13 protein-coding genes are annotated in these 16,210 nt (G+C 57.0%); 5 read left to right on the top strand and 8 right to left on the bottom strand.

Going from position 1 to position 16,210, the window contains the following annotated elements; all coding sequences use genetic code 11:
* Positions 1-5: 5 nt before the first annotated feature.
* From ASB66_RS15645 to ASB66_RS15610, 7 genes are all read right to left on the bottom strand, one after another.
* Entirely contained in the window at positions 6-680 is a 675-nt protein-coding gene (locus tag ASB66_RS15645; protein WP_060718477.1) for an HAD family hydrolase, read from the bottom strand.
* Between the two features lie 68 nt (positions 681-748).
* Entirely contained in the window at positions 749-2,236 is a 1,488-nt protein-coding gene (locus ASB66_RS15640; protein ID WP_114386717.1) for a mannitol dehydrogenase family protein, read from the bottom strand.
* Between the two features lie 308 nt (positions 2,237-2,544).
* Positions 2,545-3,321 carry an L-iditol 2-dehydrogenase gene (locus tag ASB66_RS15630; protein WP_060718189.1) on the bottom strand — a complete coding sequence of 259 codons (777 nt, stop codon included), beginning with the start codon at positions 3,319-3,321 and terminating at the stop codon, positions 2,545-2,547.
* On the bottom strand, positions 3,318-4,316 hold the full coding sequence (locus ASB66_RS15625) for an ABC transporter ATP-binding protein (protein ID WP_060718188.1): 999 nt from the start codon (positions 4,314-4,316) through the stop codon (positions 3,318-3,320). The genes ASB66_RS15630 and ASB66_RS15625 overlap by 4 nt, the downstream gene beginning before the upstream one ends.
* A gap of 12 nt (positions 4,317-4,328) precedes the next feature.
* A complete protein-coding gene (locus tag ASB66_RS15620; protein ID WP_060718187.1) occupies positions 4,329-5,159 on the bottom strand; it encodes a carbohydrate ABC transporter permease in 831 nt (276 codons plus the stop codon).
* A gap of 3 nt (positions 5,160-5,162) precedes the next feature.
* Positions 5,163-6,035 carry a carbohydrate ABC transporter permease gene (locus ASB66_RS15615; protein WP_060718186.1) on the bottom strand — a complete coding sequence of 291 codons (873 nt, stop codon included), beginning with the start codon at positions 6,033-6,035 and terminating at the stop codon, positions 5,163-5,165.
* Positions 6,036-6,317: 282 nt separating this feature from the next.
* Positions 6,318-7,637, bottom strand: coding sequence for an ABC transporter substrate-binding protein (locus tag ASB66_RS15610; protein WP_060718185.1), 1,320 nt, complete (start codon positions 7,635-7,637; stop codon positions 6,318-6,320).
* A 595-nt stretch (positions 7,638-8,232) separates the two neighbouring features.
* Here ASB66_RS15610 and ASB66_RS15605 point away from each other — a divergent pair.
* The 3 genes from ASB66_RS15605 to ASB66_RS15595 all read left to right on the top strand — a co-directional run bounded on the left by ASB66_RS15605 (position 8,233) and on the right by ASB66_RS15595 (position 13,475).
* Entirely contained in the window at positions 8,233-10,227 is a 1,995-nt protein-coding gene (locus ASB66_RS15605) for a DUF1800 domain-containing protein (RefSeq protein ID WP_060718184.1), read from the top strand.
* Positions 10,228-10,335: 108 nt separating this feature from the next.
* Positions 10,336-11,502, top strand: a complete 1,167-nt coding sequence (locus tag ASB66_RS15600) for a DUF1501 domain-containing protein (protein ID WP_233741101.1) — start codon at positions 10,336-10,338, stop codon at positions 11,500-11,502.
* Between the two features lie 47 nt (positions 11,503-11,549).
* Entirely contained in the window at positions 11,550-13,475 is a 1,926-nt protein-coding gene (locus ASB66_RS15595) for a glycosyltransferase family 2 protein (RefSeq protein WP_060718182.1), read from the top strand.
* Here ASB66_RS15595 and ASB66_RS15590 read toward each other — a convergent pair.
* A complete protein-coding gene (locus tag ASB66_RS15590) occupies positions 13,435-14,388 on the bottom strand; it encodes a sugar-binding transcriptional regulator (protein WP_060718181.1) in 954 nt (317 codons plus the stop codon). The genes ASB66_RS15595 and ASB66_RS15590 overlap by 41 nt on opposite strands.
* 146 nt (positions 14,389-14,534) lie before the next feature.
* Between ASB66_RS15590 and ASB66_RS15585 the strand changes: the two genes are divergently transcribed.
* Positions 14,535-15,332, top strand: a complete 798-nt coding sequence (locus ASB66_RS15585) for an HpcH/HpaI aldolase family protein (protein WP_060718476.1) — start codon at positions 14,535-14,537, stop codon at positions 15,330-15,332.
* A gap of 167 nt (positions 15,333-15,499) precedes the next feature.
* Complete coding sequence (ung, locus tag ASB66_RS15580; RefSeq protein WP_060718180.1) at positions 15,500-16,201, top strand: uracil-DNA glycosylase; 702 nt, start codon at positions 15,500-15,502, stop codon at positions 16,199-16,201.
* Positions 16,202-16,210: the final 9 nt, after the last annotated feature.

Here is a 16,210-nt window from a genome sequence, read left to right as displayed (position 1 = left end):
AATGCTTATAAAACAAACTGAACCAGATTGGCCATGACGTCAAATTTTCCGTCCGGCTTCAGGGCATCAACACTGTCGTGATAGATTTCGCCTGTCGCATGACCGCCGCCGGTAAAGGCCAAGGCGCGCATGCCAGCGGCGCGGGCAGCAGTGAGACCGGCGGGGCTATCCTCCACCACCATGCAATGGTGTGGATCGATCCCCATTTTTTCGGCGGCATAGAGGAACAGATCCGGAGCGGGCTTGCCGTTTTTGACCATGGTGGCGCTGAAAATATGCGGTTCGAAACGCTCGATCAGGCCGGTGACGCTGAGCGATAGGGCGATGCGGTCCGGCTGACTTGAGGAGGCCACACACCAGCCAACGCCCGCCTTGCCCAAATCGTCGAGGGCGGTGTGCAGACCGGCAATCGGCTTCAAATCCTGCCGGAAGCGTTGATACAGATGGGTGCGCAGGCTGGTGAGAAAGGTCTCGCCAATGGCAAACGAAAACTCTTCGCGTGCCGTTTCCACCACTGTTGCCATGCTGCGGCCAAGGAAGTTGCGATAGACATAATCCGCATCAATCGGCACGCCCGCCTTTTCAAACTCGGCGACCATGACCTCAACAGAGATCGGCTCACTATCGACAAGCACGCCGTCGCAATCAAAGATCACCAGCTTGGTGGCCGGGTCGGGCATCATATCATCCTTTGCAGCATTTCCAGCAAAAGTGGGAACCGGTTTTGCGTCCGGAAATGCGTTTACACTTATGCCGCTGCAAGAGTGCCATCGATGTAGCTTTGCAGGGTCCGTGCTGTGCCATGGGTGCGAAGATGTGAGAGCGCCTTTGCAAAGCGCTGCCTGAATATCTCGTTTTGCCCGACACTGCCAAAAATATCGTCCAGCGTCAGGAATAGCAGCGGATCTTGCCGCGAGGCAATGGCGGTTTTTTGCAGACGCTCAGCGCTGGCATCGTTGAACACAATCGGCTTGCCGCTATCCGATGTGCCTGCAAAGTAATGACACCACAGGGCTGAAACCAGCGCCAGTCCCACCACATCCAGCCCCTTGGCGAGACGATCTGCTGTTGATGGCAGAATGAATTTCGGCTGACGGTTGGAGCCATCCTGCGCCAAGCGCGGAATGGTGTCGCCAATTTTTGGGTTGGAGAAGCGGCTCTCGATCAGCGTGGCATAATCCTGCAAGCTGGTGTCGGGCACGGGCGGAACCACGGGAATGATTTCATCATGGGTCAGCTTGGCAAGGAACGCCCGGATCAGCGGATTTTCCATGGCTTCATGCACGAAATGGATGTCCATCAGTGCTGCCGGATAGGCAATTGCCGCATGGCCGCCGTTGAGAATGCGCAGCTTCATCAACTCATAAGGCGCGACATCCTCGACGAAAGTGACGCCAACCTCTTCAAAGGCGGGACGACCGAGCGGGAATTTGTCTTCCAGCACCCATTGCTTGAACTCTTCGCAAAACACGGGCCATGCATCATCAATGCCATAGGTGTCACAGGTGATGTCAATCTCGCGCGTGCCGGTGGCGGGGGTGATGCGGTCCACCATGGAATTGGGGAAGGCAACGTGGTGGTGAATCCACTCGGCAAAATCGGGGTCGGAGAGTTTGGCAAGGCCGATGATTGTGGCTTCCGTCACCTCGCCATTACCGGGGATGTTGTCACAGCACATCACGGTGAAGGGTGGGATATTGGCGGCGCGGCGTGCCTTGAGTCCTGCGATGATCAGGCCAAACACGGTTTTGGGCTGGTCGGGGTTTTGGGCGTCTGCCACGATGGCCGGGTGTTTGGGGTCAAAATGGCCGGTGGCGGGATCGATGAAATAGCCGCCTTCAGTGATGGTCATCGAGACGATGCGAATGGCGGGATCGGCTAGCTTGGTAATGATGCCGTCAAAATCCGGTGCTGCGATCATATCCACCATCGGGCCGGTGACGGTGGCAGCGCTCTTGGCCACATCCTGTTCCACCACTGTGGTCAGGTAGTCTTGTCCAGCCAGCTTGTCTTTCATGGTGGCATCAGATGGCAGCACGCCTGCGCCGACAATGGCGAAATCGAGGTCTTTGCCGAGGTTGAACAGCTCGTGCAGGTAGACGGCTTGGTGGGCGCGGTGGAAATTGCCAACGCCGAAATGGACAATGCCTGATGTGAGGCTTTCGCGGGTGTAGGTGGGAGTGGCGGCCTTTGTGGAGGCGTCTGGCAGGGTGGAAAGGGAGAGTTTTATGGTCATTGGGTTAGGTCCTGAATGAATTTGGGGAAAACGTTGAGATTCGACGGGGGCTGATTGGTGGCTTCGCCCCCCTCATCCGGCTGCCGCCACCTTCTCCCCGCTGGGGAGAAGAGGCAGGTTGCACGGCCCCATGCTTTATTCTGCCGATGTTTGCTGGACGCGGCTCTAAGCGTTTGCTCTCTGAGTTCCGCCATATCAAAAACGTCTCTTCTCCCCAGCGGGGAGAAGGTCCCGCCTCGTTCATAAGGAAAGGGGGGATGAGGGGGTGCGAAGCCCATCTCACGCAAAGCCTCAGCAAACCAACCATCTCAACTCATCCAATTGCCGCCATCGACGTTATAGGTCTGGGCCACCACGTAATCGGCCTCATTTGAGGCCAGAAAAATCGCCATGCCGGTGAGATCGTTTGCCGTGCCCATGCGGCCAAACGGAACAGCCTCACCCACCAGTTTTTTCTTCTCGCCGGGGGCGCGGTTTTCAAACTTTGCAAACAGCGCATCAACGCCATCCCAATGCTCGCCATCGACCACGCCGGGGGCAATCGCATTGACATTGATGCCATGCTTGATCAGGTCCAGCCCTGCTGATTGGGTCAGCGAGATAATCGCCGCCTTGGTGGCGCAATAGACCGCCACCAGCGCTTCGCCGCGCCGTCCGGCTTGGCTTGCCATATTGATAATCTTGCCGCCCTTGCCACGGGCAATCATCGATTTTGCTGCCGCTTGCAGCATGAACAGTGTGCCAGCCACGTTGATGGAAAACAGCCGATCATAGCTCTCGCGGGTAATGTCCACGATGGGCGCAAGATCAAACAGGGCAGCGTTGTTGATGAGAATGTCCAAGCCGCCCGTCTTGTCTTCCACCGCCTTGATGGCGGCATCAATGGAGGCCTGATTGGTCACATCCAGATGAACGGCATAGGCTTTTTCGCCAATGGCTTTGGCGGTCTCCTTTGCTCGTTCCATATTAATGTCGGCAATCGCAACCGTGGCACCTTCACGCACATAGGCTTCGGCAAAGGCGCGGCCAATGCCACGGGCCGATCCGGTAATCAGCGCGGATTTTCCGTCTAATCTGCCAGTCATGCTGCTAATCCCTGTTCATTGAAACGATGAATGCGCGTCTCATCCGGGGTGATGAACACCGTATCGCCATGGCGCGCGGTGAAATCGCCATCCGCACGCGCGGTGAGATGGCCAAGGCCCTCAACATCGACATGCAGATGGGTGTCCGAGCCAAGATGTTCGGCAATTGTCACCTTACCTTTCCACGCGCCATCGGTGGTGGAAAGCGTCACATGTTCAGGGCGCACGCCGATGGTGGTGGCACCGTATTTTTGTGCTGTCTCCCCGGAAATCAGGTTCATTTTCGGCGAGCCAATAAAGCCAGCCACAAACAGATTGGCGGGTTTGTGGTACAGTTCCATCGGTGAACCGACCTGCTCGATATTGCCCTTGTTCAGCACCACAATCTTGTCGGCCATGGTCATGGCTTCGACCTGATCGTGGGTGACATAGATCGATGTCGCGCCCAGCTTCTGGTGCAATTCGGTGATTTCCAGCCGCATGTTGACGCGCAGGGCGGCATCCAGATTGGACAATGGCTCATCGAACAAAAAGCACGAGGGTGAGCGCACAATCGCCCGGCCAATCGCCACACGCTGGCGTTGGCCACCCGAGAGCTGGCGCGGCTTGCGGTCGAGATAGTCGGTGAGGTTGAGGATGCGGGCGGCATCCGTGACCTTCTTGTCAATCTCGCCCTTGTCCATGCCCGCCATTTTCAGCGGAAAGCCAATGTTGGAGCGCACGCTCATATGCGGATACAGCGCATAGGATTGGAACACCATGGCGAGGCCGCGTTCAGATGGCTTGCGGTCTGTGGCATCGGTGCCGTCGATGAAAATCTTGCCGCCGGATGTATCCTCCAGCCCGGCAATCAGCCGCAGCAGGGTGGATTTGCCGCAGCCCGAGGGGCCAACAAACACAACGAATTCGCCATTGTTGATCTCCAGATCAATACCGGGAATAACCTTGTGCTCGGCAAAGACTTTTGAGACGTTTTTAAGTTGAATACTGCCCATGATATTTGATCCTTATTTGACCGCGCCGAAGGTGAGCCCGCGCACCAGCTGTTTCTGGCTGAACCATCCCAGTACGACGATTGGAGCAATCGCCATGGTGGAGGCAGCCGAGAGCTTGGCGTAAAACAGGCCTTCGGGGCTGGAATAGGAGGCGATGAAAGTGGTCAGCGGTGCCGCCACTGACGTGGTGAGGTTCAAGGTCCAAAACGCCTCGTTCCATGACAGAATGATGTTGAGCAGCATGGTCGAGGCAATGCCCGGCACCGCCATCGGCGTCAGCACATAGATGATTTCCTTGATCAGGGATGCGCCATCCATGCGGGCGGCTTCGAGAATTTCGCCCGGAATTTCCTTGAAGTATGTGTAGAGCATCCAGATGATGATCGGCAGGTTGATCATGGTCAGCACCGCCACCAGCCCAAGGCGGCTATCGAGCAATCCACCATCCCGAAACAGCAGATAGATCGGGATCAGCGCACCCACGGGCGGCATCATTTTGGTGGAGAGCATCCACATCAGCACATCCTTGGTGCGCTTGGTGGGCGAAAACGCCATGGCCCAGGCCGAGGGAATGGCAATGGCCAGACCCAGAAGGGTGGAGCCAAAGGAAATCACCACCGAGTTCATGAAGTGCGAGAAATAATCCGAGCGGCTCTGCACTTCGACATAGTTTTCCGTGGTCCAATGGAAGAACAAAAACACTGGAGGCGAGGCGATGGCATCGCCTTCGCTTTTGAAACTGGTGAGGAAGGTCCACAGGATCGGGAAGAACATCAGCAAGCCAATTGCCCAGGCAATCAGGGTAAAGGTCAGCTTACGTTTGTTGGATATTGCGCGTGCCATTGATCAGCTCTCCAGGTTCTTGCCGATGAGGCGGATCAGGAAGAAGGCGACGATATTGGCCAGTACCACAGCCACAATGCCGCCTGCGGAGGCTCCACCAATGTCAAATTGCAGCAGGGCCTGATTGTAGATCAGATAGGTCAGGTTGGTGCTATCCGTGCCGGGGCCACCATTGGTGGTCACGAGAATTTCGGCAAATACCGAGAGCAGGAAGATGGTCTCGATCAACACCACCACGGTGATGGCGCGGGCCATATGCGGCAGGGTGATATAGATGAATTTCGAGATCGGCCCTGCGCCATCCATCTCTGCGGCTTCCTTCTGCTCTTCGTCTAGGGATTGCAGGGCGGTGAGCAGAATGAGCGTTGCAAACGGCAGCCATTGCCAGGCGACGATGATGACGATGGACAAAAGCGGAATGGTGGCCAGCCAATCCAGCGGCTCCAGCCCAACGGCCCGGAAAGCGAAGGCGAACAGGCCATTGACAGGGTTCATCAGCATGTTTTTCCACACCAAGGCGGCAACGGTTGGCATGATGAAGAAGGGCGAAATCACCAGAATGCGGACAATGCCTTGGCCAAACATCGGCTGATCCAGCAGCAGCGCCAGCGCAATGCCGCCAATGATGGAGATCGCCAGCACGCCGCCGACCAGCAACAGCGTATTGGTGAGCGCTGCAAAAAACGCCGGATCGGTGAGGAAATATTGATAATTCAGCAGGCCGACGAATTCATGCACGCCGGGCATCAGCAGATTATAGTTCAGCACCGAGAAATAGATGGTCATGACCAGCGGCACGATCATCCATGCAAACAGCAGGAGAACGGAAGGGGCCATCATCCATCGGGCTGAGGAGTGGGTATGGGTCGTCGCCATGTCTGCCGCGCCTCTTGGGGGTGTTTGGGGTTTTAGTTTTATGGTTGGGCTTGGGCTTGCTGTCCTGCTCACCCTTTTTAGGGCAGTGCCAGCCGCCCCCTCACCCTGCCTCCGCTGCGCTCGGCAGACCTCTCCCCGAGGGGAGAGGAGACCCGAAGCGCTGCGGTTCTTTCCCTCTTCTCCCCATCGGGGAAGGTGGCGGCAGCCGGATGAGGGGGCGGCGAAGCCGAAAGATGCCGTTGCATAATGGTTATCTTGAAGGGCAGAGAGGGTCTTTTTCCCTTACTTCTTCGGATAACCCGCCTTCTTCATCTCACGCTCGGTCAAGGTCTGCGCTGTCTTCAGCGCCTGATCTACCGTGGTCTGACCGGCAAGAGCTGCCGAGAATTGCTGACCAACGGCAGTGCCGATGCCCTGAAATTCCGGAATGGCCACATATTGCACGCCCTCATAAGGCACGGGCTTGACGGTGGGGTGCTTGGGGTCTGCTGCGTTGATGCTGTCCAGCGTCATCTTCGCAAAAGGTGCTGCCTTCTGGTAATCAGCATTGGCATAGAGCGAGGTGCGCGTGCCCGGAGGAACGTTGGCCCAGCCATCCTTTTCAGCCACCAGCTTCAGATAGTCCTTGCTGGTTGCCCAGGCGATGAACTTTTCAGCGGCTTCGACCTTCTTGGAGCCAGCCGGAATGGCGAGGTTCCAGGACCACAGCCAGTTGCCGCGCTTGCCAAGGCCATTATCAGGAGCCAAAGCAAAGCCGACCTGATCAGCCACCTTGGATTCCTTCGGATTGGTCACGAAGGATGCTGCCACGGTGGCATCAATCCACATTCCGCATTTGCCGGTCTGGAACAGGGCGAGGTTTTCATTAAAGCCGTTGGAAGAGGCACCGGGAGGGCCGTCTTTCTTCATCAGGTCCACATAGAACTGAAGGGTCTTTTTCCACTCCGGCTGATCAAACTGTGGCTTCCACTGTTCATCAAACCAGCGCGCGCCAAACGAGTTGGACATGGCAGACAGGAAAGCGATGTTTTCACCCCAGCCAGCCTTGCCACGCAAGCAGATGCCGTAGACTTCCTTGGACTTGTCAGTGATCTTGTCGGCAGCTTCCTTAATAAAGTCCCAGGTCGGGGCTTCCGGCATTTTCAGGCCTGCTTTTTCAAACAGATCCTTGCGATACATCACCATTGAGCTTTCAGCATAAAAAGGTGCGGCATAAAGCTTGCCATCGACGGTAAGGCCAGAGCGCACCGGCGGCAGAAGGTCAGCGGCATCGTAATCCTTGTCGGCACTCAGCTTGTCCAGCGGTGCCAGCCAGCCCTGCTTGCCCCAGATGGGGGCTTCGTAAATGCCAATGGTCATCACATCATACTGGCCGCCCCTGGTGGCCACATCGGTGGTCACCTTCTGGCGCAGCACGTTTTCTTCCAGCGTCACCCATTTCACGTCAATGCCAGGATTCTTCTTGGTGAAATCATCCGTCAGCTTTTGCATGCGGATCATGTCGCCATTGTTGACGGTGGCAATCGTCAGCGTTTCGGCAGAGGCCACACCAGCCATAGCCAACACGGAACACGCGCCGAGCAGAATTGTTTTCAATGTCATATCTTCCTCCCAGAAGACCAGATGCAACCCGGAGGCCCCTTGAGGGTCTGCCGACGGGCCACTGGCAAATCAACCGATAGATCTCGATTTCACTCGCGATCTAATGAGCATTCGCTTTACTCATGGGCAAATACTCACATTCTATCGTGAAAAGTCAATTGCAATTCGTTGCTGCATTGCCGAAGTCAGCTGGGAATCCAAGCGCGGTAATACGCGCAATGCCGTTGAAGGACCTGAAATTAAAGGGACTTTGAATATTTCAAATTTATCAGCAACTTGAGATTGGCTTGGCTCATCTGGCTGTTGGTATCGGTACCAACTGGCTGATAAGAACGCGTGATCAAAAAATAGCGTCGGATGAGCGTAAAGCCATCGTAACAGGTCAAATTTCATTAAATTAAATGAATTTAAATTAACTTATTTATTATATATTCTCAATATCACATATTAATAAATATTTTTTAGTAGTTTTCGAAATTCGATAATATGAAATATACAATCGATTGTTATTATTATTTTTCGATAAATAATTTGACTCTTGATAATATTATATTACCCTTTCGAGTTGTGTTGTTTTCGCTGGGGGGCGATTGGCATGATTTTCGTGGGGTACTTCTTCAATCGGCTTGTTTTGCCGATGGTTTTTCTTGTCTTTTTTTCTGTATCGTCGCACGCCATGGATATTGGCGAGGCGCGTCATCTTTTGCAGCGTCTTACCTTTGGCGCCAGTCCAGCTGAAGTGGACGCATTGGCTAAACTGACGCGGGAAGAGGCTGTCGATCATTTTCTCGACAGTCTTGATCATCCGGAATTTCCGGAACCGCCGCCGTTTGTTTCCCGCTCAAGGCCGGATTACTGGGCGAGCGGTTGGGAAAACCGCGACATGATTTTGCAGCATGTGGCGGAACGCGATCAGATGCAGGCGGTCTGGATCAGTCATATGATTGCCACCCACACGCCTTTTGCTGAAAGACTGGCGTTGTTCTGGCACGGTCACTTCGTATCGCGCTTTGATCCTGGCCGGGTCAGCGCGCCGTTCTTCGATCAGATCGCCCTGTTTCGCCGGGAAGGCGGTGGTAATTTTCGGGTCTTGCTACGGGATGTCTTGCGCGATCCGATGATGCTGACCAGCCTGGACAATGTCTGGAACACCAGCAGCCATCCCAATGAGAACCTGGCGCGCGAGCTGATGGAATTGTTCACGCTTGGCATTGGACACTATGACCAACGTGACGTGCGTGAAGTGTCGCGGGTTCTGGCGGGGCATGGCGTGGATTTCGAAGGGGGTTGGCGCTATCGCTTCGCGGTCGATCAGGCTGATACCGGGGAAAAGACTATTTTAAGCCAGCCTATTGCGGCGGGCAATCAGGATCAGATTGATCGCCTAACCGATATTCTCCTGGCGCAACCGCAAACCGCCGAGTTTATTGCCGGTAAATTCTATGCTGCCTTCGTTTCCATACGCCCGAACCCTGAAGCCACCAACAGGTTGGCCGGGGTGTTGCGCGATCATGATTACGAGATGCGTCCTTTCTTGCGCGCCCTGCTGCTCAGCCCGGAGTTCTGGAGCCCGGCCAACAGAGGGGATCTGGTCAAATCGCCGATTGATCTCGTCGTCGGCTTTTGCCGCACCTTCGGTCTGAACCCGCCGGATGCGATGGTTTTGGTGACCTATCTCGACAAGCTTGGGCAGACACCGTTTATGGCACCGTCCGTTGCCGGTTGGCGCGAGGGGACGTCCTGGCTGAACATGAAGACCCTGGTGCTTCGGCGGCTTGTGGTCTCCAGGCTTTGGGATGCGATGCGGGTTGCCGACCGCAAGCCCAAACCAGGCGATCTCGCCGTCCGTTTCAGCTCGGAATTCATCATGGTGCCAACCGTGTTTACGGTGCGGGTCAATGGGGCTGAGGTCGCCACCATCAGGCAAACCATTGGACTGGATCTGCAAAAGCAGCGGACCCAGGGCGATAATGGCGGTTTGAAACCGATGTGGGAAACGGCAATCATCCCGGCGCAAAGTCTGCCAGCGGATATCCGCAGTGTCGAGATAACCCATGTTTCCAGCGATCCTGACAGCCACCTGTTCGTCAATTGGGTCGAGGTTGCGGGGCGTCGCTATCCGCCGCAGCTCAGCCGCTGGAGCCCTTCGGATGCGCCTTGTGCGGGCGCACCGCGCGGCATGTTCTACTGCAATGTCGGTCTGGTGTTCGACATAGCGCCCTTCGATCCCTTGCAGGCGACGATTGATGATTTGCGGGCCGACCATAACAGTCACATTGAATATACGACGGCGCGGCTGCAACGAGAGGAAGTTCGGGATGACCCGCCGCCTCTTGAGCAGGCATTCGATATGATGATGGCGCGTGTTGGCGAGGGTTCTGTCAGCCGTGAGAACCTTGCCGGGCAATGGCTTCTGGCGCGGCCTGTCTTGTCTGCCCGGGTGGAAAAGCCAGGGTTTGTTCAGCCCGTCGCTCAACCGATCGCCATGCGGATGCAGACTGTCGGCAAGGCCGGCGATGCTGAACGGGGTTCGGCACTGATCGATCTTCTCCGGTCAATGACGACAGATCCGCAATACAACCTTAAGTAATTTTTTCACCATTATAATTCGGGGGAATGAATGGCTATGTTTAACAAGCATGGGTTATCACGCCGTGAATTTGCAACATGGATGGGTCGGTGTCTTGCGGTGGGCTCAATGCCGGTATGGGGCCCGTTGTCTGCGCCCTTGTGGGCCAGGCAGGCTTTGGCGGCTGCCGGACCGGGCGCTGCCGGTTCTGCCCGCCGGTTGATTTTACTCGAACTTTTCGGTGGCAATGATGCCCTGAATACGCTGGTGCCTTTCAAAGACCCGGTCTACCGGCATTTGCGCCCAACCATCGGTTTGAAAGGGGATGAGATCCTGCCACTCGATGCGGAGTTGGGCTTCAATGCGGCCTGGCGGCAGATGGCGGATCTTTATCACAATGGCGAAATCGCCATCATCCAGGATGTCGGCTATCCCGAAAACAATCTCTCGCATTTTCAATCGGCGGAAATTTGGGCGGGCGGGTCCAGAAAAGGCATTTCCAGTGGCGGTTGGGTCAGTCAGGTCTTGCAGGCGAACCGGAAGGATGCAGGGCCGTTCGATGCGGATGGCGTGGTGTTTTCAGGCAATCAGGACCTGCTTGAGGGCGATGGGATGCGCATCCTGACGGTTGATAACAAGGATGCATTGCGCAGCGGGGCCAACGGCGCGATGGCGGGCGCCGACAAGACGGATGATCATGCTGCGCTGGCCTATCTGACCCGCCTTATGGCCGATCAGCAGGAGGTTATCGGGCGGGTCGCCTCCAAATTGAAGGGCAATAACCGTTTCGAGGCGCGGTTTACACGGGATTACTATATGGACCCGATTGATGCACAGACGGCTCTTTTGCTCTGGATGATTGAACAGGATGTCAAGTCACCACTGTTCAAGATCACCATCGGCGGCTTCGATCAGCATTCCAATCTGCGGGGCGAGCACGAGCACCTGCTAGCGAAAGTTCAAAACACCCTCATGGGCCTGCGGCGCGGATTGAAGGAGATCGGTGTCTGGAACGATACGCTTGTCATTGCCCATTCGGAATTTGGCCGCCGACCGGCTGAAAATGCCTCTGGCGGCACCGACCATGGTTCTTGCAGTCCTGTCATCATGATGGGAGGCGGGATCAAGCCTGGGCTTTATGGCGCTCGCAGCGATCTGGAAAAGCTAGACGCGGAAGGCAATCCGGTTTTCACCACGGATTTCCGCAGTGTCTATGCGTCGGTGATCGGCGATTTCTGGCGGTTTCCAACCAATCCGATTGCCGCGCAGGGCTTTGCGCCCTTGGCCTTGTTCTAGGGTTGTCGGGCTCCAAAGAGTTACCCGAATAATTTAAGGATATTGCTGTGACATTGTTCTCTCCAGTTGCACGTGACAGTGCAGCCGGACAGGCTGCCGCTTTGCGCGCGCCTGTCTCGTTGCAGGATGCGCCTCTCAACACCGGTTGGTTTGATGATCAACCCTTCGATCAGGCCTCGTCCGAGGGTACGGAAATTCTTGCCTGCCTCACACTTTTCAACGAGCCTGCCGAGGCGGTGGCGGCGACATTGGCCTGTCTTGCCGCCAATCAGGAAATGTTGTTCAGCCGAAACGGCGCTATACAACGGCTGGAAGTGGCCATCGTGCTGGATGGCCGTGACCGCGTTCACCCCGAGACCGAAGTGCTGTTCAACCGGCTTGGCTTCGATCTCGATTGGGGTTGTGATCCTGAGACTGCGAGCATCGATCGGCAGGGAGAGGATGAGGTGCGGGTTCGCGTTCAGACCCGGCATATTCCGTTGGATCGCCTGACCGGGAAAAGCGGACATCCTCTCTGCGTGCATCTGGCGGTGAAGGACCGCAACAGGGGCAAGCTGGATAGCCATGCCTTCTTCTTTCGAGACCTTGCGGAACGCCTGCGGCCAGATTTTGTCTTGCAGATCGATGCCGGGTCCCGGCCTGCTGACGATTGCTTGGCAACATTGCTGGCGCAGATGGAGTGCGAACCTGACTGCGCCGCCCTTGCCACCAATATCGTCATGCAAGACGCGGCTTTGACCGATTGGCTGCAAAGCTGGCAACAGGCAGATTTTCTCTGGCAGAAATTATCCGATTGGCCGATTGGCAACGGCTTGGGCTATCTTGAAGTCGTGCCGGGGCAGGCCAGCCTGTTCAGAATGTCGGCCTTGAGACGTGGTGAAAACGGCGATCCAATGGCGGCCTATTTTCGCGGGCTCTCCAAGCCGACGAGCCTGATGGAGGCCAATCTGTTTCTCGCCGAGGACCGAATCATCGGCGCGGAAATCGTCAAAAGCCACCCTGCCTGCACCATCCGCTATCATCATGACGCCAATCTTGTCACCGATGGCTGCATGACGATTGGCGAATTGTTGCGCCAGCGTCGCCGTTGGACAAACAGTACGCTTGTGGCGCGCCTGACGGCCATCGGCAGCCTTGCCGCTCTGCTGTGGCACGGTCGCCTGACGCCTGCGCGCTGGTGTTCGATGGCGCTGGCGCTGGCCTGGACCCTGCTGCAATTGCTGGAACAATGGTTCATCCCGGCGTCACTGGCCCTGCTTGTCTCCCTGACCTCAGGGCTTTGGCAAGACGAGGCCAGAAATGGTGTTGCAGGCAACGGTCTGGCATGGGGAATGGCAGCCGGTGTGTTGCTGTTCTGGCTTTATTGTCTGGTTAGCATGAAGGCGAGGGAGGAGGGGGAATCTTTCAGCCGTAGGCTGCATGGCTGCTTGCATGGCCTTGGTCTTGGCATCCTGCTGACATGCACGGTTCTGGGCTTTGTGATCTGCCTTGTTGAGGTTGGCTCTGTTATTCAGGGCGTGATCCTGATGGTTGCCCTTATCCTCGGCATGGCGGTCTGGCGCCATTCCTCCGGCGCAATGTCCGATCTGCTGAGAGTGTTTGTCCTCTATATTCCGTCCGCTCCCGTCGCCAGCTTTTATCTGCTGAGTTATGCGCTTGCCAATTTCCACGATGTTAGTTGGGGCACCAAGGGATTGGTCGGTGACAGCAGGGCTGCCATTCCAGTTGGCTGGCGCCGGATGCGGTTACGGCTTTTGACCCTTTGGGTCGTGAGCAACACGGCATTGGTCTGGTTGGTCATCGGGGGCGTGCCGGGCGGCGCAATCAGCGTCCTTCAGTATGCCTGCCTGCCGGTCGTCGGGCAGATCGCCATAGCGTCTTTGCTGTTGTTATCAGCAAACTATCGTAAGCCCATTTCGCTGTTTACAAAGATCAAAGACCGAGCAGGTAGCGTGCCGCATCTTCATCGATGATCAGCGCGTTGACATGGCCACCTCTTGCGGCAGCGCGGATGGCGGCGTGCTTGCGTTTGCCGCGTGCCATGCCGATGACAACAGAGGTTTGCCGCGACGGGATTGCCATACTGGCGACGCGGCTGTTGACCGGGTCGTCCAGCAGCTTGCCCTTGGCGTCGAAGATCCAGCCGCAGATTTCACCGGTGGCGCCGATGGCGAGAAGATTGCGCATTTCGGCTTCCTTCAAGAACCCGTCCTGAAGCAAGGGCGCGTTGAGGGTCATCTCACCGATACCGACGAAGGTCACGTCGGATTGGCTGCCAAGCGCGATAGTGGGAGCAACCAGCGGCTGGCGGTGCAAAAGGTCACGCTCTTCTGCGCTGGAAACGATAACCGGCAGCGGCATGGGAAAATGCCGCGCCTTCACCGCATCGGCCATGGAAAAGATCACGTTGAAATAGGCCGCCGATCCATCCGGGCTGATATTGCCGGTCAGGGAGACGATCTTGTGCTGTGGACAGTCCATCTGCGGCAATTGGTCGATCATGGCGCGCAGCGTGCGGCCCGTACCCATGGCGATGGTCAGCGGGTCCGGCCGTTTCAGCCAGCGCTCCAGTTCGGCGGCGCCCGCCTCGGCAATGCCTGTCGCGGTGGCGTCCGAGCCGGGATCGGTCGGCACGACCTCGACCTGCTTCAGGCCATAAGCCTCTTTCACGGCATCGGCCAGTTCCAGGCAGACGGCAATCGGGTGATCGAGGCGGACCTTGACCAGCTTTTCCGCAACCGCCAGCGACACCAGCCGCTGGGCGCTCTGGCGGGAAATATTCATCGCCGCGGCGATCTCGTCCTGCGTGCGACCGGCCACATAATAGAGCCAGCCGGCGCGGGCGGCGTCGTCCAGCCTGGCGTTGGAACCTGCTTTGCGTGCCATCGAAAAACCTCTTCCCTTGGCCGATGAGGTAGAGGCAAAGGGGATGGGCTGTCAATTGTTTCAGTCCGATACCGGCAGGATCGGCCTTGAACCGCATCTGCAATGAGGGCTATGAAAGTCTGACGACAGAGAATGGAGATTGGCCGATGCCCGCACCCGTCAATGGTTTCAAGCAAGCCCTGCGGCAGGACGCTGTGCTTTACGGACTGTGGGTGGCGCTGGCCTCTGCGCATGGGGCCGAGCTTTGTGCCGGTGCCGGGTATGACTGGGTGTTGATTGATGGCGAGCATGGGCCAAATGACATTCCGCTGCTGGCAGCCCAGCTTGCTGCGTCTGCCCGTCAATCCGCCTATCAGGTTGTGCGTTTAGCCGTGGGCGAGGCCTGGCTGATCAAGCAGGCGCTGGATATCGGTGCGCAGACCCTGCTGATCCCAATGGTCGATACGCCGGAGCAGGCCTTGGCTGCTGCAAAAGCCTGCCGCTACCCGCCCTTTGGCATTCGCGGCATGGGGGCCGGGCTTGGCCGAGCCTCCGACTTTGGCCGGATCGGCGATTATGTGGCAAGTGCCAATGACCAGATCTGCCTGATCGTGCAGATCGAAAGCCGGTTGGCGATGGCCAATCTGGAGGCGATCCTTGCCACTGAAGGCGTCGATGCTTTTCTGATCGGGCCTGCGGATCTTGCGGCAGATCTCGGCTTTCCGGGCCGGGCTGACGCGCCGGAGGTTTACGCGGCGGTGGAGGATATCTTGCGCCGGGCCAAGGCGCTGGGCAAGCCCGCCGGAATCATGTCAACCGATCCTGTGATGATCGATCTTGCCCGCCGCAAAGGCGCGCGCTTCATCGCCACGCAAAGCGATGTCGGCCTGCTGGTTGTGGCTGCGGCCAACCATTTGCGCAGCGTCAAAGGTGAGGCGGGACCAGAGACGACCGGCGGTTATTGACAGTCTATCCAATAATCGCCGCTGGCCGTCTGCAAATGGCAATTTCTCCGCTTCCGGTACTCACGTACATTAAGTACGCTCCGTTCCGGTTCTCAAAATCACCATTTTCGCCAGGCCAGCAGCAATTCTTGAACAGACTGTGACACCTTGATATTGAGGAGAGACTGATGGCGCAATCGACGCTTCGCCTTGAAGACAGCTGGAAGGCCGTGGTCGGCGAGGAATTCGAAAAGCCCTATATGCACAGCCTCAAGCAGTTTCTGGTCGAGGAAAAGCAGCAGGGCAAGCCGATTTTCCCCAGAGGGCCAGAGTATTTCCGGGCGCTGGATCTGACCCCCATCGACAAGGTGCGGGTGGTGATCCTGGGGCAGGACCCCTATCATGGCGCGGGGCAGGCGCATGGCCTATGCTTTTCTGTCCAGCCCGGCGTGCGCATTCCGCCGTCGCTGGTCAATATCTACAAGGAATTGCAGGCCGATCTCGGCATTGCCCCGGTGCGCCATGGCTTTCTGGAACATTGGGCGAGCCAAGGCGTACTGCTGCTCAACAGCGTGTTGACCGTGGAAGAGGGCAGGGCCGGATCACATCAGGGCAAGGGTTGGGAAAAGTTCACCGACCGGGTCATCCATGCCGTGGCCGAAAGCCGCGAGCATGTGGTTTTCATCCTCTGGGGTGCCTACGCGCAGAAAAAGGCGGCTTTCGTCGATCCGGCCCGGCATCTGGTGCTGAAATCCGTGCATCCGTCACCGCTCTCGGCCCATAACGGCTTTTTCGGCTCAAAGCCGTTTTCCAAAGCCAATGCCTATCTGGAGGCGCATGGAGAGGTCCCCATCGACTGGCAGCTTCCTGCCGATCCAGGACAGGTATAGCGGCAATCT

The sequence above is a fragment of the Gillisella vitis genome, from assembly GCF_001541345.2.
Classification (GTDB): Bacteria; Pseudomonadota; Alphaproteobacteria; order Rhizobiales; family Rhizobiaceae; genus Allorhizobium; species Allorhizobium vitis.
This window is presented reverse-complemented; position numbering and strand designations above follow the sequence as displayed.